The sequence below is a fragment of the Anaeromyxobacter sp. K genome (assembly GCF_000020805.1).
GTDB lineage: Bacteria > Myxococcota > Myxococcia > Myxococcales > Anaeromyxobacteraceae > Anaeromyxobacter > Anaeromyxobacter dehalogenans.
In genome coordinates this window covers 3,183,568-3,201,108 of record NC_011145.1, presented here as the reverse complement: position 1 = coordinate 3,201,108, position 17,541 = coordinate 3,183,568, and the positions used below count along the sequence as shown (strand labels likewise).

Here is a 17,541-nt window from a genome sequence, read left to right as displayed (position 1 = left end):
GCGGTCGGGGGAACATGTTCACCAGGGACGTCCTGAAGATCGACGCACCGCTCGTCTCCGAGCGGATCGAGGGGAGCATCCGCGAGCAGGTCCTGGGGACCCTGCGGCGCCGTGGCGCGGTCGTCGGGATGTCCGGGGGCATCGACAGCTCGGTGGTCGCCTCGCTCTGCGTCCGCGCGCTCGGCCCGGACCGGGTGGTGGGCCTGCTCATGCCGGAGCGCGACTCGTCCGGCGACGCGCTGCGGCTGGGCCGCATGCTGGCCGCCCACCTCGGCATCCGGCACGTGGTGGAGGACATCGCCCCGGCGCTGGAGGGGCTGGGCTGCTATGCGCGCCAGCTCGAGGCGATCCGCATGGCGGTGCCGGAGTACGGAGACGGCTGGCGCTGCAAGCTCACGCTCCCCTCGCTCCTGGAGGGCGAGCGGCTCAACATCACCAGCCTCACCGTGTCGGATCCGCGAGGAAGCCAGCGGACCGTGCGCATGCCGCCCGCGGCGTACCTGCAGATGGTCGCGGCGACGAACTTCAAGCAGCGCACGCGCAAGATGATGGAGTACTACCACGCCGATCGCCTGAACTACGCGGTGGCGGGGACGCCCAACCGGCTCGAGTACGACCAGGGCTTCTTCGTGAAGCAGGGCGACGGCGCCGCGGACTTCAAGCCCATCGCGCACCTCTACAAGACGCAGGTCTACGCGCTGGCCGAGCACCTCGGCGTGCCGGAGGAGATCCGCCGGCGGCCGCCCACCACCGACACGTTCTCGCTGGCGCAGACGCAGGAGGAGTTCTACTTCGCGCTGCCGTACCGCGAGATGGACCTGTGCCTGTGGGCGCACGAGCACGACACGCCGGCCGCCGAGGTGGCGCCGGTGCTGGGCCTCACGCCGGAGCAGGTCGAGCGCGTCTACCGCGACATCGAGGCGAAGCGCCGGGTGAGCCGGTACCTGCACCAGGCGCCGCTGCTCGTGGCGGATCCGCGGGGCTGACATGTGCGGCATCGCCGGCATCGTCTCGCTGCGCGACGGGAGCCCGCCGCCGGGGCTCGACGAGCTCCAGGCGATGACCGGCGCGCTGCGGCACCGCGGCCCCGACGAGTTCGGCCTGTACCGCGACGCCCGCGCCGGCCTCGGCCACGCGCGCCTCTCGATCATCGACCTCGCCACCGGGCAGCAGCCGCTCTCCAACGAGGACGGCACGCTGTGGATCGCGTTCAACGGGGAGATCTTCAACTACCTGGAGCTGCGCGAGGAGCTCGTCGCGCTCGGGCACCGGTTCCGGACGCGCAGCGACACCGAGGTGATCGTCCACGCGTTCGAGGCGTGGGGCGAGGACGCGTTCGCGCGCTTCAACGGCCAGTTCGCGGTGGCGCTGTGGGACTCGGCGCGCCGGCGGCTGGTGCTGGCGCGCGACCGGGTCGGCGTCCGGCCGCTCTACCTCTGCGAGCACGCTGGGCGGCTGTGGTTCGCGTCCGAGGTGCGCGCGCTGTTCGCGGGCGCGCCGGACCTCCCGCGCGCGCTGGACCCGGTGGGCCTGGCGGAGACGTTCACGTTCTGGACGGTGGTACCGCCGCAGTCGGTGTTCGCCGGCGTGACCGAGCTCGAGCCCGGCCACGTCCGCACGGTGTCGCGCGAGGGCACCACCGACCGCGCGTTCTGGGAGCCGTCGTACCCCGCAGGCGAGCGCGGCTTCCGTGGCTCGCTCGACGAGGCGGTCGAGCGCGTGCGGGCGTCGCTCGAGCAGGCGGTCCGGCTGCGGATGCTCCGGGCCGACGTGCCGGTGGGCAGCTACCTCTCGGGCGGGCTGGACAGCTCGCTGGTGGCGGCGCTGGGCCGGCGCGTGAAGGGCGACCGCTTCTGCACGTACTCGATCCGCTTCGAGGACGCGGAGTACGACGAGACCGCGTTCCAGCGGGCGGTGGCGGCCCGGATCGAGAGCGATCACCGCGAGATCGTCGTCCGCCGCGCCGACATCGCCGAGGCGTTCCCGCAGGTCGTCGCGCACGCCGAGCGGCCCCTGCTCCGGACCGCGCCGGCGCCGCTGTTCCTGCTCTCGCGGCTGGTGCGCGACTCCGGGATCAAGGTCGTGCTCACCGGCGAGGGCGCCGACGAGATGTTCGCCGGCTACGACCTCTTCCGCGAGGGCAAGGTGCGCCGGTTCTGGGGCCGGCAGCCCGCGTCGGCGCTCCGCCCGCGCCTGCTGGAGCGGCTCTACCCGTATCTCGCGCGGTCCCCGGTGGCCCAGCGGGCCATGGCGAGGGAGTTCTTCGGCAGGGGCCGCGAGGCGCCGGGGGTGCCCGGCTTCGCGCACCAGACACGCTGGCAGTCGGCGGCGGCGCTCCAGCGGCTCTTCACGCCGGGCGTCCGCGAGGCGGCGCGGTCGGTGGACGTGGTGGCGCGCCTGCTCCGCGATCTGCCGCCTTCGTTCGGCGCCTGGGCCGCGCTCTCGCAGGATCAGTACCTGGAGGTGCGCACGCTGCTCTCGGGGTACCTGCTGTCGTCCCAGGGCGATCGGATGCTGATGGCGCACTCGGTGGAGGGGCGCTTCCCGTTCCTCGACGCGGACGTGATCGAGCTCGCGAACGCGCTCCCGCCCTCGTTCAAGCTCCGCGTGCTCGACGAGAAGCACGCCCTGAAGCGCGCCGCGGCGGGGCTGGTGCCGCCCGAGATCGTGCGCCGGCCCAAGCAGCCCTACCGCGCGCCCGACGCGCTCAGCTTCGTCGGGCCCGGCGCACCGGGGTGGGCCGCCGAGCTGATGAGCCCGGAGGGGGTCGCGCGCGCCGGCGTGTTCGAGCCGCGTGCGGTGGACCGGCTCTGGCGGAAGTGCCAGGCGTCCGCGGGCGGGGAGCAGCTCTCGAACGCGGACAACATGGCGGTGGTGGGCGTGCTGTCCACGGGCCTGCTGTACGATCGGCTGGTGCGGCGGGCGCCGGAGCGCACCGGCCGGCTCCAGCTCACGACCTTGGTGGATCGCCTGGGCGAGCGCCCCGGCCTTGCGAACGGATTCCAGGAGAGGCAGGCGACATGACGACCCAGCAGACCATCCGGAAGTTCATCCTCGAGAACTTCTACGTCAGCGATCCCTCGGAGGTCGCGGACGACACCTTGCTCGTGACCACGGGGCTCGTGGACTCCACCGGCATGCTCGAGGTGATCGCGTTCCTGGAGGAGGAGTTCGACATCCGCATCGCCGACCAGGAGACGACGCCGGAGAACCTGGAGTCCGTCGAGCGCATGGCGGCGTTCGTCGCCCGCAAGCAGCAGGGCGGCCTCGGCGCCACCGGCTAGCGGGGAGGGCGCCGCGATGTCACGGCCGCATCAGGATGCTGCCCACGAAGCGCTCGCGGCCGACGAGCTCCATGGTCTTGCGCGCGGACTTCAGGCGCGCCTTGCCCATCTCGACGCAGAGCACCGCCGCGTCCACCGCGTGCGCCACCGCCACGCCGAGCGGGTCGTCGAGCACCGGCGGGATCGCGACGATGATCTGCAGGTTCGGCGGGACGCCCTCGCCCCGGCCAGCCGCCGCGATCGCGTCGGCGATGCCGGACGCGGTGATGTAGTCGAGGTGCGGCAGGTTCAGCGCGGTCACCGCGCCATCCCGGAGCTGCCGGCCGACCTCGGCCAGCGAGGCGGCCAGCGCGGCGGTGGAGCCGCCCTCGTCGGCAGGCACCAGGGCCAGCGAGCGCCAGCGCGTCTTCGCCAGCATGAACCAGAGCTGCTGGCACTCCTTGCTGGGCGGCGCCTCCGGGAGGAGCACCCGCTCCTCCATCGTCTTCGCCAGCTCCGGCAGCACCGATTCGGCCATCACGCCCCCGGCGCCCTCCGGGCGCGAGGAGCTGAGCGTAGCACGGGGGGCCCGCCGACGCCGCGTGGCCGCTGTCCCCAGGGCGCTTGACGTGATGAGAGGGGGAGCGCAGATGGTGCCCGCACCGGGAGGGGAGGCGAAGGCGCACGGCGGCGCGGCCAGCGGCATCCGCCGCGTCCGGGTCGGGCAGCTCTGGCTGGACGCGCTGACCGCGGCCGAGGCGCTCGACCGGGTCGAGGCCCTGGTCGCGGCAGGCCTGGGCGGGAGCGTCTTCACGCCGAACGTGGATCACGTGGTCACGGCGGAGGACGACTGCGCGTTCCGTGCCGCGTACGCGGCGGCCAGCCTCTCGCTCGCCGACGGCCAGGCGCTGGTGTGGGCGACGCGGCTGCTCGGGACGCCGGTGCCGGAGAAGGTGTCGGGCTCGGACCTGGTCTGGCCGCTCATGGAGCGCGCGGCCGCGGCGCGGTGGGGCGTGTACCTGCTCGGCGGCGCGCCGGGGGCGGCCGAGGCCGCCGCGACGCGGCTCGAGCGGGAGCTCGGGGTGCGCATCGTCGGCGTGGACGCGCCGCGCATCGCGGTGGACGGTGACGCGACCGAGCCGGCCGTGCTCGAGCGCGTCCGTCGCTCCGGCGCACACGTCGTCGTGGTGGGGCTGGGGGCGCCGAAGCAGGAGCGCTTCATCCACCGCGCGGCGGAGCAGCTGGGGCCCGCGGTCGCGTTCGGGCTCGGGGCCTCGATCGACTTCCTGGCGGGTCGCGTGCGCCGCGCGCCGGGCTGGATCTCCCGCGCCGGGCTGGAGTGGATGTTCCGGCTGGTGCAGGAGCCGCGGCGCCTCGCCCACCGGTACCTGGTGAAGGACCCGCGGTTCCTGGGCGTGCTGGCGCGGACCGCGCGATTGCCCGCCGGTGAGCGGCAGGCGCGGCGGCGCGCGCAGCCGACGCGCGACGCGGTCGCCGCGGCGCCCCGGCGCACCGGCGGGACGCCCTGACGCCCGGCGACGTCGCCGCGCGGCTCAGGGGCTCAGCGTGGGACCGGCGAGGTCCAGCGAGACGAACGCACCCGACTCGTCGAACGACGGCACGCTGGGGGTGGCCGTGCGTTGCCGGCTGGCGTAGACGCCGAGCCCGAGGTGGACCGCGGACGTCGCCGCCCACTGCAGCCCGGCCTCCAGGCGCGCGCGGCGCGTGTCGTGGCCGGACTGGCGCGCGATGGCGCCCACCGCGGCGCCGGAGAGCGACCACCGCGGGGCGACCGGCCAGTCGAGGCCGAGCGTCGCGTCGAGCTGCGGGTCGGCGGCGCCGGTGGCCCGGTCGATCGCGGGCGCGAGGCGGATCACGAGCCGGCTGGCGAGCGCCGTGGAAGGCGTGGCCCGGGCCGGCTCGTCTCCCGGAGCGGCGGCCGCCGGCGCGACCGGCGTGTGGGCGATGCCGAGCTCGCCGCTGGGGAGCAGCTCGCGGGTGGCCGTGCCGCCCCGCGGATCCTCGTAGGCGCCGGCCACGCCCCCGCCCGCCCAGGCGTCCACCGCGCGCGTCAGGCGCCGGTGCCAGAGCGCGTCCGCGGTGGCGATGGCGGAGGTGGGACCCCGATCCAGCCGCGCGCCGCGGCCGGTGAGGCGCAGGCCGAGGCGGTCGAGGCGGGTGACCGTCCAGGTGACGCTCGCCTCGCCGCGCGCGCCGCGCTGGACCGGCAGCGTCGCCTCCGCGGCCGCGCCGTCGCCGCCCTCGAGGAACGCGCCGGCGAGCGCGCGCAGCTCGGTGCGAGGCCCGGCGCGGCCCTCCAGGCCGAGCTCGGCCCGCGCGGCCCGGTACCGCAGCCGCCGGGTGGTGGTGATGGTCTGGAGCTCGGTCCCGAGCGTCCGGCTCTCGGTGAGCAGGTCGGTCGTGCCGCGCTCGCCGCCCGCGACGGCGGACAGCCGCCAGGCCGCGGCCGGCTGGAGCTCGGCGCGGAGCTCGGCCGTGTGCAGCACCACGACGTCGGAGGAGCGGGTGAGGTCGGGCGCGCGGAGGCGCGGCGCGTAGGAGCCGCCGACGCGCAGGCGCGGCGCGGCGAGCCACCTGAGCGCGGCGCGCGGGGTCGCGACGGCCTCCAGCGTCCGGTCGTCGGCGCCGTCCCGGGGCGAGAGCTGGCGCCCGCGCCCCTCGAGCCGCAGGCCCGGCTCGAGCTGGAGCTCGCCGGCGCCCGCCAGGAGCGACGCGAGCGCGAGGGCCGCCCCGGCGACCACCGTCACTCCACCACGACCACGTCGCCGGGCTGGAGCCGGAACCCGGCCGATCGCCGGTCGGCGCGGACGAGCGCGTCGTACTCGAAGCGGATGCGCGTCACCGCGTCGCCCGGGGCCGGGCCGTGGCGCAGGACGAAGACGCGGTCCCGGTGGGCGAACTCGGTGAAGCTGCCGGCCGCGGCGAGCGCGGAGAGCACGCCCGCCCCGCGATCCAGGTCGTAGACGCCGGGCCGGATCACCTCGCCGGTGACGGAGACGCGCAGCGGCTGCATCTCGACGACGGTCACGGTGACGACGGGGTTCACGACGTAGGTCTTGAGCTGCGTCTGGATCCGCTGGGAGAGCTCGGTCGGCGTGCTCCCCGCCGCCGGGACGTCCTGGAGGAACGGCATCGACACGCGCCCGTCCTCGCGGACGCGCGTTCGCTCCACCGACATGTTGTCCTGGTTCCAGACCCGGATCCCGACGACGTCGCCGCGCGCGACGCGGTACTCGGCGTCGGCCGGCGCGGGCGGCAGGTCCTCGGCGCGCACGTAGCGGCCGGTCGGCCCGCAGGCGGCGAGGGCGGTGGCGGCGGCGGCGAGCGCGAGGCCCGCGCGACGGCGCGCGGTGGCAGCGAGCGGATCGATCATGTCGGACGTGCGTCGCGGACGGCGCCGCGGCTCCCCCAGGCGGCCGCCCGGGAGGGCGGCGGCGCGTGCGGGATGCTACGGCCGGTGTGGGTACCCGGGTATCCACTGTTCGGGTGACCGTGAGGAGGGGCGCCGCACGCGCTCGCTGCGCCGCCGGTCGCACGCGTTCCGCGGAGACGCCGAGGACCCTCGAGCGCGCCGCCGCCGCGATGGCGCGTGATACCGCGTGCGCCCGCATCACGCGACCCAGGTGCGACCGTCACGCGCGCGTGCCCTGACGTTCTCGACGGCGTCACGCGAACGCACCGCGACGGTGCGCGCACGTGCGAGGCGGCGTCCCGTGTTGACCGGACGCGCATGGAGGGGGCGTGGCGCCCTGCAGCGATCGACGGCGCAATCGTGGAGATCGTCCACGAACCTGCCATGCGCCTGCGACGCTCGGTGCGTGTCACACGGTCACTCGACCACGTTTTGGGCCGAGCAACCACAGGTGCCGCTGATGTAGAACGCGAACTGCAGGCGTTCCGGGGGGAGTTCCATGTTTCACCATCGGTCACGGTCGGGAGACGCAGCGGTGCGTCTCATCGATCTCGCTGCGCTGGCGCTCGCGCTGCCGCTCGCGTTCGAGGTCTATCGGGAGCTCTTTCGCCCCGACGCGCTCGAGGTGGTCTCGCTCGATCGCTACTGGCTCGCGCTCGTCGTCGTGATGCTGCTGTGGTCGGCCGGCGCCTGGATCTACCAGGTCTACGAGGCGGGCCCCGGCTCGCTCTCCGACGACCTCCGGCGAATGGCCCGCGCGCTCATGGCCGTCGCGCTGGTGATGTTCACGCTGGTGTTCCTCGCGAAGCAGCAGGAGTCCGTCTCGCGGCTGCTCGCGGTGCTCTACTTCGCGCTGGCGTTCCCGATGCTGGCGATCGCGCGCGCCGTGCATCGCGCGGTGGCGCGCGCCGCCGGCACGCGCGCCGGGCGCGTCCGCTACTACGCGGTGGTCGGCTCGGGCGACGTGGCGGAGGAGATCATCGAGACGATCCGCGCGCACCCGGAGTGGGGGATGCGGCTCGCGGGCTACGTGCTCGAGGAGGGCGCGGTCGCGGCCAGCCCGGACTGCGTGATCCTGGGCCGGCTGGGCAACCTGGCCCGCATCCTCGAGGACCACGTGCTCGACGACGTGGTGTTCGCGGTGCCTCGCGAGCGGCTCAGCGCGGTCGAGGACGCGGTCCGCACCTGCGAGGAGCAGGGCGTCGGCGCCCTCATCTCGCTCGACGTGCTCCGGTTCGGCTACTCGCGCATGTCGGTCGGCGACATGGACGGGCTGCCCATGCTGGCGCTGTCCCGCACGCCGTCCGACCAGCTCGCGCTGGCGGCGAAGCGCGCGTTCGACATCGTGGTGAGCGCGTCGGTGCTGCTGCTCCTCTCGCCGCTGCTCCTGGGCGTGATGATCGCGATCCGGCTCGACTCGCGCGGTCCCATCTTCTTCCGCCAGCGCCGCGTGGGCGTCCACGGCCGCATCTTCGACATCCTCAAGTTCCGCAGCATGTACGTGGACGCGGAGGCGCGCCTCGAGGCGCTCCGCGCGCACAACGAGATGTCCGGCCCGGTCTTCAAGATGAGGAACGATCCGCGGGTGACGCGCATCGGCCGGTTCATCCGCCGGACCTCGCTCGACGAGTTCCCGCAGTTCTGGAACGTGCTCCGGGGCGAGATGAGCGTGGTGGGCCCGCGGCCGCCGCTGCCCTCGGAGGTGCGCCAGTACAAGCGCTGGCAGCGCCGCCGCCTCTCGGTCAAGCCGGGGATCACCTGCATCTGGCAGATCAGCGGCCGGAACGACATCGACTTCGACCGGTGGATGGAGCTCGATCTCCAGTACATCGACGAGTGGTCGCTCTGGAACGACGTGCGCATCTGCCTGAAGACGATCCCGGCCGTGCTCGGCGCCCGCGGCGCGCAGTAGCGCGGCCGGCCACGGGGGGCCCGGAGGCGTCCGGCAGGGCCGGGCGCGCCCGGGCCCTCGGCGCTCCGGGGCTCAGGCGCTGCCGGCGATCAGGCGGGGGACGCGCCAGCCGGCCAGCTCCTCGTAGAGCGCGTCGTAGCCGAGCCGCATCTGCCCGACCTCGAACTCGCGCTCCACCAGCGCCCGCCCGCGCGCGCCCATCCGCCGGGCGCGCTCCCCGTCGGCGAGCGCGTCGCAGAGGCGGCGCGCCAGCGCGCCCGGCGAGCCGGGCGGCACGAGCCAGCCGGTCGTCCCGTCGCGCACCAGCTCCGGCGAGCCGCCCACCGCGGTGGCGACCACCGGCAGCCGCAGGGCCATGGCCTCCAGGATCGCGTTCGAGATCCCCTCGGCGTGGCTGGAGGAGGCGGCGGCGGCGCAGCGCGCGAGCACGGCGGGCGCGTCGCGGCGGAAGCCGAGGAAGTGGACCCGCGCGGCGACGCCGAGCTGGCCCGCGAGCCGCTCCAGCAGCGGCCGCCGCACCCCGTCGCCCACCAGCGCGAGCCGCGCGGCCGGGTGCTCGCGGAGCACCTCCCGGAACGCGACCAGCAGGTCGGTCTGGCCCTTCACCGGATGGTGCATGTTCGCGACGTTCGCGATCCAGGCGCCCTCGGGCAGCCCGGGGTCGGGCAGCTCGCGGGCGGCGCGGTCGAGCGCGCGGAGGTCCACGCCGTTGCGCACCACCGCCACGCGGTCCGGCTCGACGCCCTCGCGGATCACGAGGTCGCGGATGCACATCGCGTTCACGAGCACGCGGTCGGCGCGGAGGCAGGCGAGGCGGGTGAGCGGGCGGCGGTACCCGGTGATGTGGTGCCCGAGGTCCACCCGCGTCACGATCACGGGCACGCCGGCCAGCCGCGCGGCGAGCGAGCCCAGCACGTTCGTGTAGATGTCCTGCGCGTGCACCAGCGCGATGCCCTGCTCGCGCACGAAGCGCGCGATGCGCGAGACCTGCAAGGCGGTGTTGGGCCGGAGCATCCGCCGCCCCACGTCGAACAGCACCGGCCGGATGCCTTCGCGCGCCAGGTCGTCGAGGTGCTCGCCCTCGAGGTGCAGGCACGCGACCACCGGCTCCCAGCGGCTCCGGTCCATGGTCCGGACGTTCAGGACCGTCTGCCGCTCCTGCCCGCCGATCAGGAAGCGGTTCTGGAACACGAGCACCTTCGCCGCGCTCACGGCGCCACCTCCGCCGCCGCCGCGGCGCGCGCGCCGCCCGCGCCCGGGCGCGCGAGCGGCACCGGCCGACCCGGCGCGGCGGCGAGCGCGGCGAAGGTGCGGTCGAGCGCCTCGCGCATGGGGACGCGCGGCGCCCAGCCGAGCACGGCGCGGGCGCGTGCGTTCGAGAAGCGCTGGCGCTTCCAGGTGCTCGCGACCTTGTACGGCGTCAGCAGGGCGGGGAGGTGCCCCTGGGTCCGCTCCGCGTACCAGTCGTTGGCGTGGGCGAGCAGGCGCAGCAGCGGGTACGGCACCCGCACGACCCGCAGCGGCGCCACCTCGCGCCGGTAGCGGTCGAGCAGCGCCCCCGCGGTCGGGAGGTCGTCGTCCACCACGCACAGCGCGCGGCCCGCGGCCCCCGGGGCGGTGCCGGCCAGCGCGACGGCGTCGGCGCAGTTCTCGACCCAGGTGAGCGGGACCGGGTTGCGGCCCCCGAGGTGCAGGTACAGGCCGAGCACCGGCAGGCCGATCCGCGTCCCGAGGATCTCCTGGCCGGCGCCGATGATGACGCCGGGCCGGATCACCGCGAGCGGCAAGCCGTCGCGGCGCGCGTACCGCCACGCCAGCGCCTCCTGCCGCTGCTTGGCGAACGAGTACGCGTCGCGCGCCTCCGGCGCGGGCTCGAGCGGCGCGTCCTCGTCCACCAGCGCGCCCGTCGGCAGCGCCGCGACGCCCATGGCGCCGAACGAGCTCACCAGCACCACCCGCTCGACCCGCGCCTCCAGCGCGGCGCGGAACACGTGGTCGGAGGCGACCACGGTGGCCTGCACCAGGGCCGCGGGCGCGCCCTTCTTCGCGGCGGCGGCGTGGTAGAGGACCCGCACCCCCGCGAGCGCCTGGCGGAGCGCGGCGGGGTCGTCGAGCCGGCAGGGGACCACCTCGACGACCGCGCCCCGCGCCTCGGCCTCCGGGATCTCCACCCGCGCCGCCGCGGTGCCGGGCCGCACCAGGCAGCGGATCCGATCCACCCCCTGCCGCAGCAGGCTCCGCACGATCTCGCGCCCCAGGAACCCGGTCGCGCCGGTGACGGCCCTCACGCGCACGCCTCCTGCGCGGCGGCGTCCGCCCGCCGGCACGCCGCCGCCGCGGCGTCGATCACCTGGGCGACCGCGCGCGCGTCGGCGAGCGGAACGGGGGCGGGGCCGCCGGTCCGCACCGCCCGGTAGAAGGCCGCGAAGAGCCGGTGCATGCCCTCGAAGTAGTGCAGCCGCGCGAGCGCGAGGTCGGCGCTGCGCCGCAGGAGCTCCGCCCCGGCGGCCGAGGCGTCGCGCCGGGCCCAGTCCACCTTCTGGAACGGGCCGGGCAGGTGGGATCCCTCCACCACGCGCAGCGTGCGCGCGTCCAGGGAGACGTGCACGGCCCGCCGCGTGCCGTACACGGTGAGCGCGAGCTGCGCGGGCCGGATGCGGCAGGAGAAGAGCACCGACGCGGTGGCGCGCGGGCCCTCGAGCAGGATCCGCAGCTCGTCGTGGAACGCGTCGCGCGCGTCGCCGAAGCGCTCCGCGCGCAGCCGGCGCCCGAGGGCGTGCGCGACCGCGGGCGTGCCCGGGCCGAGGAGCGGCAGCACGAGCGAGAGCGGGTGCGAGAGGTTGTTGTGCGCCAGGCCGGCGGGGAGGCGGTGGATCCAGTGGCCGGGCTCCGCGGTGAGCAGCGCGCCGAACGGGCCGGCGAGGTCGTAGCCCATCACCGCGTCCGCGTGGACCACCTCGCCGAGGGCGCCCGCCTCCACCAGCGCGCGGAGCCGCTGGATCACCGGATCGAACAGCAGGTTGTGGCCGGCGCACGCCAGCCGCCCGTGCCGCGCCGCGGCCTGCTCCAGCGCGACGGCCTCGACCGCGTCCACCGTGACCGGCTTCTCCACGTACACGTGCGCGCCCGCGGCGAGCGCGCGGGTGGCGAGCGCGAGGTGGCTCGCGGGCGGCGTGGTGACGTGCACCACCTCCGGACGCGCCTCCGCCAGCATCGCGTCCACCGCGTCCGGCCCCTCGTAGAACGCCGGCACGCGCCAGCGCGCCGCGGCCTGCTCCGCCATGTGCCGGGTCGCGTCGCAGACCGCCACCACCTCGGCGCCGGCCCGGCGCACCTGCGCCAGGTGCGCGTCGGCGATCTGCCCGCACCCGATCACCGCCACCCGGACCGCGGCCCCATCTCGTTCCGCCATCGTCCCCTTTCCCCCGGCCGCGCGGGGCGGCCGTCTTCGAGGTCCTCACCGCGCCCCGGCCCGGCCAGCGCCGCGGCGGGGCACGCGCCGCGCGGGATCACCGCGCCGGGGCCGCCGCCTCGCGCGGCGCGCCGCGCGCGCCCGTCCACAGCACCCGGTAGATCGCGAAGATGGCGTCGAACGGGTCGTCGTCGCGCGGGCGGGCGGGCGGGCAGGCGCCCGCCGCCGCGTCCTCCAGCCGCGCCGCCAGGGCGGTGGCGTCGCCGGCCGGGAACAGCAGGCAGCCCGCCGGCCGGTGGCCGACGGCGCTCGCGACCACCCTGCGGCCGAGCGCGAGCGCCTCGCGCACCGTCACCGCGTCGCCGTCGGCGCGGGTGGGGCGGGCGAACACGTCCGCGGCCTCCAGCACCGCCAGCGCGGCGGGGTGATCGAGCTCGCCGAGGCCGAGCACGGCGTCCCCGCCGAGCGCCTCGGTGCCCTCGCCGAACGCGACCAGCCCGGCGCCCGGGTGGCGCGCCCGCAGCGCGCGGAACGCGGGCAGGAGCAGGTCGGCGCCGTAGATCCGCCCGGGCGGGAGCGCGGCGGCGACGAGCGGCGCGTGCCCTGCCCGGAACGCGGCGAGGCCCGGCGGGGGCCGGCGCGGCTCGAGCAGCGCGGGGGAGTAGGGGGGCACCACCGCGATGCGCGCCCGCGGTACGCCGCTCGCGCCGAGCGCGCCCGCGATCTCCTCGTTCACCGCCAGGATCCGACCGAAGCCGGCGCAGGCGGCCGCGGCGAGCGCGCGCCGCGCCGGGCCGCCCCGCAGCCACGCGGGGGCCGAGCCGGAGTGCAGCGTGAGCACGCCCAGCGGCGCGGCGCCGCGGCGCGCGCGCGAGGCGGCCAGGGCCACCAGCCAGCTCTTCACGTTCGCGCCGCTGGTGTGCACGTGCAGCAGCCGGCCCTCCGCCGCGGCGCCGCCGAGCGCGGCGGCGTACCGGAGCGCGCCGCGCGCCGGCCGGACGCCGTCGCCCGAGTGGTCGCCCCGGCCGATGTCGAGCACCTGCACGTCGAGGCCGCGCGCGCGGGCGGCGCGGGCCAGCGCCGCCACGTGCACCGCCACGCCGCCGTACGGCCGCGGCCAGTTCCCGACGAGCGCCAGCCGCACTCAGCTCACCGCCCGCGCGCCTGCGGGCGCCTCCCCGGCCCGGGGGCGCGCCGTCCGCGCCGCGGGCTCGGCGGGGGGATCCGGCCGCTCCCCGGGGACGGGCCGCGCCAGCCCCAGCGTCGCGAACACGCCGCCGAGGTTGCAGGTCGCCACCACGCCGCTCCAGCCGACCGCGCCGAGGGTGGTGTTCTCCCAGAGCACCTTGCGCTTCAGCCCGTACGGCGAGCCGCCGTGCCGGTTCTCCTCGTCCTCGATGGTCACCGCCGCCTCGAAGCCCGCCTCGGCCACGGCGCGCTGGACCGCCGGCGTGTAGTAGCCGTTGGGGTAGGCGAAGTGGCGCGGCGCCCGGCCGACCCGCTCGGCCAGCTGGTCGCGGCAGCCGGCCAGCTCGCGGCGGGCCTCGGCGAGCGGCAGGTTCGCGAGCACCGCGTGGTTCACGGTGTGGCCGCCCACGTCCACCCCGGCGGCGTCGAGCGCGCGCACCTCGTCCCAGGTCATGAGGCGCGTCGAGGCCGGGAGGTCCTGCTCGGCGGTGCCGAGCATGCGCTCCAGCGCGGCGGCCAGCGCGACCAGCCGCTCGTGCGGGAGGCGCGCGATGAGCCGGTCGAGCGTGGCGGCCGGCCCGCCCTCGGCGCAGGCGGAGAGCAGCGTCTGGAGCGGGGGCTGGAGGCCGGCGCGCTCGAACGGGATGCGCCGCCGCGCCAGCGCGGTGAGCGCCGCGTGGAGCCGGTCGTGCGGGAGGCGGCGCGCCGTGCCGACGTAGCCGGTCGGCACGAACACGGTCGCCGGGACGCGCAGCGCGCGCAGCACGGGCAGCGCGTGCTGCGCCACGTCGGCGTAGCCGTCGTCGATCGTCACCGCCACGACGTCGGAGCGGCGTCCGCCCGCGGGCTCCGCCAGGATGCGGCGCGCGTCGGCGAGCGAGACGATCTCGTTCCGCCTCCCCACGTGCTCCAGCTGGCGGCGCAGGGTGTCGGTCGAGACGAGCAGCGAGGCGAGCGTCTGCCTGGACTCGGCGCCGAAGTCCGGGGTCACGCGGTGGTACGAGAGGATGAGCACGCGGGAGCCGCCGGCCTGGCGCCGCCGGACCAGCCGCACCGCGTGGTGGATCCCCGCCGCGGTGAGTGCCCCCGCCACGGCCGCCTTCGCGGCCCGCTTCAGGATCCAGCGCGCACTGAAGTCGGCCCGTTCCGGCATGCCCCCTCCTCCTCGGCGAGAAGGTGTGCACGCGCTCCGATGGCGAGCGCCGGTCCCGGCGGGTGCGCTGCGTCCGGGGGCACTGCCGCCCGGGGCGCGTGCGGCAGCACCGGACGTCAGAAGCTGCGGGACTGCCCGCCGTCCACCACCCAGCACGCCCCGTTCACCCAGCTCGCGCGCGGCGAGGCCAGGAACGCGACCACCGCCGCGACCTCCTCCGGCGTGCCGAAGCGTCCGCCCGGGATCTCCCGCCGCACGAACTCGGCGATGCCCTCCGGGTCCGCCTGCCGGCGCCGCTCCCACCCGCCGCCGGGGAACGCGATCGACCCCGGAGCGACCGAGTTCACGCGGATGCCGTCGGCCGCGAGCTCGCGCCCGAGCGACTTCGCCAGGCTCTGCTCGGCCGCCTTGGCGGCGTTGTACGACGGGCCGCCGCCGGCCTCTCGCCCCCAGATCGACGTGATCATCACGATCGACCCGCCGCCGCGGCGCCGCAGCTCCGGGATGGCCCGGAGGCTGGCGCGGAGCGCGGGGAACAGGTTGCGGTCGAGCACCGCGCGGAGGTCGGCCTCGTCGGCGTCGGCGACGCTGCGCGCGCCCGAGCCGCCCACGTTGTTGACGAGCACGTCCAGGCCGCCCAGCGCGGAGACGGCCTCGCCCACCAGCCGGTCCACGCCTCCCGCGGTGACGAGATCCGCGGCCACGGTCAGGTGCGGGCCGGGGCCCGCCTCCTGGAGCGCGGCGCGCACCTCGGCGAGCGCCTCCGCGCCGCGCGCGCCCACCGCCACCCGCGCGCCCTCCCGCGCCAGCGCGAGCGCGATGGCGCGACCGATGCCGCGGCTGCCGCCGGTGACGACCGCGACCTTGCCGCCGAGCCCGAGGTCCATGCGCGGATCCTACCGCCGGCGGCGCCGCCTCGCGGCCGCGCGCTCCACCAGGGCGAGCTTCTCGGCCCGGCGCAGCCGCTTCAGCGCCGCCTCGCGCCGCAGCGCCGCGCCGCGATCCGCGGCGCGCTCGCGCCAGGCCAGCTCCACCGGCAGGCGCGAGCGCGTGTACCGGGCTCCGCGCCCGGCCGCGTGGCGGGCCACCCGCGCGGCGAGGTCGTTCGTGGCGCCGGCGTAGAGCGAGCCGTCGCCGCAGCGCAGCAGGTAGACCCACCAGCGCGCCGCCTCCGCGGCGCGGCCGCGTCCCGGCCGCGCGGTCGGCACTACCGGCCGCGCTGAGAGGCGCGCCGCGTCTGCTGGGCGACGAAGGGGTTGGAGGGTCGGCCGGCGGTTCGCGGCTGCGGGGCCGCGGGCGCGCCCTCGGGCCCGTGCGCGTGCTCGGGGTGCTGCTCGGGCGGCGCGGTCCGCTGGACCGGCTTCCCGCCCTTCTTCCGCTTCTTGCTGACCGGCATCTCGTTCCACCTCTCGGCCCGCGACGGATCGGCGAGCGACCAGAAAGTAGCGCGAACCCGGGCGGACGCCCAGTGAGCCGCGCCACGAGAAAGCCCCGGCCCTGGGCGTGCCAGGACCGGGGCTCGGGGAGCGCGCGATACAGGATTCGAACCTGTGGCCTTCGGCTCCGGAGGCCGACGCTCTATCCAGCTGAGCTAATCGCGCTCGAAGGGCGGTATCTAGTGCAGGCCTTCCCGAAAGGCAAGAAGGTTCGCGGGCCTTCGGCGCTCCGGCGGGCGCGCCGCGGCCGGCGAGACGCGGGCGCCGTTCACCGTGCGCGAATCCGGTGGGTCGCGGAGACACCACCGGGAAGGCCCCTGTGCGCCCACGCGCATGCGCGCCAGCGCGCATCTAGGGGTTGAGGCATTCGGTCGCACATGCTAGGCACCCAAACGTGCCCCAGATAAACACGCTCGAGCAGCTGCTCAAGGCCACCGCCCTGGTCGCCGCGGCCATCGCGGTCCTCATCCTCGCCTGGTACCTGGTCCGCCGGCCGCCCCTCAACCGGGCGACCAAGGTCCTGCTCCTCTTCGGGCTCGGCGTCATGCCCATCGGCGTGGCGCTCACCGGCAACATCGCCGGCTTCGAGTACACGCTGAAGCGTCCGTTCTGCGGCTCGTGCCACGTGATGCTGCCGTACACCGAGGACGCGGCGGACCCGGCGTCCACCAGCCTCGCCGCGATCCACAGCCGCAACCACGCGTTCGGCGAGGAGAGCTGCTACACGTGCCACGCCGACTACCAGATGTTCGGCGCGATGACGACGAAGCTGAACGGCCTGAAGCACCTGTACTTCTACGTGACCGAGTACGCGAACACCGGGCCGTACGGCGAGGGCGGGCCGAAGATCCACATGTACAAGTCGTTCCAGAACGGCATGTGCACGCGCTGCCACTCCACCACGGCGCCGAGGTGGCTCGCGAACGAGGAGCACTCCGGCATGATCGAGGAGATCCGCTCGGGCGACGCGAAGTGCGTGGACTGCCACGGCGGCGAGAAGGTCCACCCGCGCGCGTTCGCGCACGGCGGCAACGGCCGCGGCCCGACGGCCGCCACCGGGAAGGGGGAGTAGCGATGATCTCCAAGTTCACCATCCGCCGCCTGGTGCTGGTCTCGGCGGTCCTGTCGCTCGTCTCGCTCGCGCTGATGATCGCGGGCATCGTGTTCCCGAACCCGTTCCTGCTCGTCGCCGCGATGAGCCTCGGCCAGCTGTTCGGCACCACCTCGCTCGCGCTGTACCTGCTCGCCATCGCGCTCGACCTCCAGGGCGTGGGCGAGCACGAGGAGTTGGGCAGCCGCCTCGGCGGCGGCGGGCAGCAGTAGCGCAGGGCAGGGGGCCCCGAGCGGCCCCCAGGTCCCGACGCTGGAGAAGGCCCCGGCGCGTCCTGGCGAGGACGCCCGGGGCCTTTCGCTTGCCCGGCTGCGGACGCCCATGTCCGTGCGGGCCGCGCCGCGCCGGTGCCCGCGCCGCTGGCGCCGCCCACCTGCCGCGCCGCGCCCGCCGCACCGCGCCCGCCGCACCGCGCCGCGCCTGCCGCACCGCGCCCGCAGCACCGCGCCCGCAGCACCGCGCCGCGCCTGCCGCGCCGCCCGCCGCACCGCGCCGCCCGCCGCACCGCGCCCGCCGCGCCGCGCCTGCCGCGCCGCGGCCCGGCCAGCCGTCACCGGGCGGCACTGCGGGCGGCGGCGCGTCGTCCTGGAACGCCGAAGGCCCCGGCGCCCTGCGCGGGCGGCCGGGGCCTTC

At 76.3% G+C, this 17,541-nt stretch carries 18 protein-coding genes and 1 tRNA gene; 7 read left to right on the top strand and 12 right to left on the bottom strand.

Features of this window, described 5'->3' with window-relative positions; all coding sequences use genetic code 11:
• Positions 1-14 precede the first annotated feature (14 nt).
• Genes nadE through ANAEK_RS14420 form a run of 3 tightly spaced genes read left to right on the top strand, consistent with a single transcriptional unit; the run spans position 15 to position 3,284 of the window.
• Positions 15-986: an NAD(+) synthase gene (nadE, locus tag ANAEK_RS14430; protein WP_012526865.1), complete on the top strand. Its 972-nt coding sequence runs from the start codon at positions 15-17 to the stop codon at positions 984-986.
• Position 987: 1 nt separating this feature from the next.
• Positions 988-3,024, top strand: coding sequence for an asparagine synthase (glutamine-hydrolyzing) (gene asnB, locus ANAEK_RS14425; protein WP_012526864.1), 2,037 nt, complete (start codon positions 988-990; stop codon positions 3,022-3,024).
• Positions 3,021-3,284, top strand: coding sequence for an acyl carrier protein (locus tag ANAEK_RS14420; RefSeq protein WP_012526863.1), 264 nt, complete (start codon positions 3,021-3,023; stop codon positions 3,282-3,284). Before asnB ends, ANAEK_RS14420 begins: the two co-directional genes overlap by 4 nt.
• Positions 3,285-3,303: 19 nt before the next feature.
• Here ANAEK_RS14420 and ANAEK_RS14415 read toward each other — a convergent pair whose 3' ends face one another.
• A complete protein-coding gene (locus tag ANAEK_RS14415; RefSeq protein WP_012526862.1) occupies positions 3,304-3,801 on the bottom strand; it encodes a hypothetical protein in 498 nt (165 codons plus the stop codon).
• A 112-nt stretch (positions 3,802-3,913) separates the two neighbouring features.
• Here ANAEK_RS14415 and ANAEK_RS14410 point away from each other — a divergent pair, with 112 nt between their 5' ends.
• Positions 3,914-4,792: a WecB/TagA/CpsF family glycosyltransferase gene (locus ANAEK_RS14410; RefSeq protein ID WP_012526861.1), complete on the top strand. Its 879-nt coding sequence runs from the start codon at positions 3,914-3,916 to the stop codon at positions 4,790-4,792.
• A gap of 24 nt (positions 4,793-4,816) precedes the next feature.
• Here the strand turns inward: ANAEK_RS14410 and ANAEK_RS14405 are convergent, their stop codons facing one another.
• Both ANAEK_RS14405 and ANAEK_RS14400 read right to left on the bottom strand, forming a co-directional pair.
• Entirely contained in the window at positions 4,817-6,025 is a 1,209-nt protein-coding gene (locus ANAEK_RS14405; RefSeq protein ID WP_012526860.1) for a hypothetical protein, read from the bottom strand.
• Between the two features lie 2 nt (positions 6,026-6,027).
• Positions 6,028-6,657: a polysaccharide biosynthesis/export family protein gene (locus ANAEK_RS14400; RefSeq protein WP_012526859.1), complete on the bottom strand. Its 630-nt coding sequence runs from the start codon at positions 6,655-6,657 to the stop codon at positions 6,028-6,030.
• A 574-nt stretch (positions 6,658-7,231) separates the two neighbouring features.
• On the opposite strand from ANAEK_RS14400, the gene ANAEK_RS14395 reads away from it, so the two are divergent.
• The gene (locus tag ANAEK_RS14395) at positions 7,232-8,608 is read left to right on the top strand and encodes a sugar transferase (protein WP_369734431.1); all 1,377 of its coding nucleotides are present in this window, start codon (positions 7,232-7,234) and stop codon (positions 8,606-8,608) included.
• Between the two features lie 72 nt (positions 8,609-8,680).
• Here ANAEK_RS14395 and ANAEK_RS14390 read toward each other — a convergent pair whose 3' ends face one another.
• The 9 genes from ANAEK_RS14390 to ANAEK_RS14350 all read right to left on the bottom strand — a co-directional run bounded on the left by ANAEK_RS14390 (position 8,681) and on the right by ANAEK_RS14350 (position 15,962).
• Complete coding sequence (locus ANAEK_RS14390) at positions 8,681-9,820, bottom strand: glycosyltransferase (RefSeq protein ID WP_012526857.1); 1,140 nt, start codon at positions 9,818-9,820, stop codon at positions 8,681-8,683.
• Positions 9,817-10,896 carry an NAD(P)-dependent oxidoreductase gene (locus ANAEK_RS14385; protein ID WP_012526856.1) on the bottom strand — a complete coding sequence of 360 codons (1,080 nt, stop codon included), beginning with the start codon at positions 10,894-10,896 and terminating at the stop codon, positions 9,817-9,819. The genes ANAEK_RS14390 and ANAEK_RS14385 overlap by 4 nt, the downstream gene beginning before the upstream one ends.
• Positions 10,893-12,020 carry a Gfo/Idh/MocA family protein gene (locus ANAEK_RS14380; RefSeq protein ID WP_012526855.1) on the bottom strand — a complete coding sequence of 376 codons (1,128 nt, stop codon included), beginning with the start codon at positions 12,018-12,020 and terminating at the stop codon, positions 10,893-10,895. The genes ANAEK_RS14385 and ANAEK_RS14380 overlap by 4 nt, the downstream gene beginning before the upstream one ends.
• 97 nt (positions 12,021-12,117) lie before the next feature.
• Complete coding sequence (locus tag ANAEK_RS14375; RefSeq protein WP_012526854.1) at positions 12,118-13,164, bottom strand: glycosyltransferase; 1,047 nt, start codon at positions 13,162-13,164, stop codon at positions 12,118-12,120.
• The gene (locus ANAEK_RS14370; RefSeq protein WP_012526853.1) at positions 13,165-14,361 is read right to left on the bottom strand and encodes a polysaccharide deacetylase family protein; all 1,197 of its coding nucleotides are present in this window, start codon (positions 14,359-14,361) and stop codon (positions 13,165-13,167) included.
• 116 nt (positions 14,362-14,477) lie between these two features.
• The gene (locus ANAEK_RS14365) at positions 14,478-15,248 is read right to left on the bottom strand and encodes an SDR family NAD(P)-dependent oxidoreductase (RefSeq protein ID WP_012526852.1); all 771 of its coding nucleotides are present in this window, start codon (positions 15,246-15,248) and stop codon (positions 14,478-14,480) included.
• Positions 15,249-15,257: 9 nt separating this feature from the next.
• Positions 15,258-15,569 (bottom strand): GIY-YIG nuclease family protein, encoded by a 312-nt coding sequence (locus ANAEK_RS14360; RefSeq protein ID WP_012526851.1) that lies wholly within the window; start codon positions 15,567-15,569, stop codon positions 15,258-15,260.
• Positions 15,569-15,757, bottom strand: coding sequence for a hypothetical protein (locus ANAEK_RS14355; protein ID WP_012526850.1), 189 nt, complete (start codon positions 15,755-15,757; stop codon positions 15,569-15,571). The genes ANAEK_RS14360 and ANAEK_RS14355 overlap by 1 nt, the downstream gene beginning before the upstream one ends.
• Before the next feature lie 131 nt (positions 15,758-15,888).
• A tRNA-Arg gene (locus ANAEK_RS14350) sits at positions 15,889-15,962 on the bottom strand.
• 229 nt (positions 15,963-16,191) lie between these two features.
• Between ANAEK_RS14350 and ANAEK_RS14345 the strand changes: the two genes are divergently transcribed.
• Together ANAEK_RS14345 and ANAEK_RS14340 are read left to right on the top strand one after the other, a co-directional pair.
• Positions 16,192-16,869 (top strand): NapC/NirT family cytochrome c, encoded by a 678-nt coding sequence (locus ANAEK_RS14345; protein ID WP_012526849.1) that lies wholly within the window; start codon positions 16,192-16,194, stop codon positions 16,867-16,869.
• 2 nt (positions 16,870-16,871) lie between these two features.
• Positions 16,872-17,120 (top strand): hypothetical protein, encoded by a 249-nt coding sequence (locus tag ANAEK_RS14340; protein ID WP_012526848.1) that lies wholly within the window; start codon positions 16,872-16,874, stop codon positions 17,118-17,120.
• Positions 17,121-17,541: the final 421 nt, after the last annotated feature.

What these genes read in the sequence shown, in the direction of transcription:
- nadE (WP_012526865.1), top strand. Translation starts at nt 15, where the DNA reads ATGTTCACCAGGGACGTCCTGAAGATCGACGCACCGCTCGTCTCCGAG.
- asnB (WP_012526864.1), top strand. Translation starts at nt 988, where the DNA reads ATGTGCGGCATCGCCGGCATCGTCTCGCTGCGCGACGGGAGCCCGCCG.
- ANAEK_RS14420 (WP_012526863.1), top strand. Translation starts at nt 3,021, where the DNA reads ATGACGACCCAGCAGACCATCCGGAAGTTCATCCTCGAGAACTTCTAC.
- ANAEK_RS14415 (WP_012526862.1), bottom strand. Translation starts at nt 3,801, where the DNA reads ATGGCCGAATCGGTGCTGCCGGAGCTGGCGAAGACGATGGAGGAGCGG.
- ANAEK_RS14410 (WP_012526861.1), top strand. Translation starts at nt 3,914, where the DNA reads ATGGTGCCCGCACCGGGAGGGGAGGCGAAGGCGCACGGCGGCGCGGCC.
- ANAEK_RS14400 (WP_012526859.1), bottom strand. Translation starts at nt 6,657, where the DNA reads ATGATCGATCCGCTCGCTGCCACCGCGCGCCGTCGCGCGGGCCTCGCG.
- ANAEK_RS14380 (WP_012526855.1), bottom strand. Translation starts at nt 12,020, where the DNA reads ATGGCGGAACGAGATGGGGCCGCGGTCCGGGTGGCGGTGATCGGGTGC.
- ANAEK_RS14370 (WP_012526853.1), bottom strand. Translation starts at nt 14,361, where the DNA reads ATGCCGGAACGGGCCGACTTCAGTGCGCGCTGGATCCTGAAGCGGGCC.
- ANAEK_RS14365 (WP_012526852.1), bottom strand. Translation starts at nt 15,248, where the DNA reads ATGGACCTCGGGCTCGGCGGCAAGGTCGCGGTCGTCACCGGCGGCAGC.
- ANAEK_RS14355 (WP_012526850.1), bottom strand. Translation starts at nt 15,757, where the DNA reads ATGCCGGTCAGCAAGAAGCGGAAGAAGGGCGGGAAGCCGGTCCAGCGG.
- ANAEK_RS14340 (WP_012526848.1), top strand. Translation starts at nt 16,872, where the DNA reads ATGATCTCCAAGTTCACCATCCGCCGCCTGGTGCTGGTCTCGGCGGTC.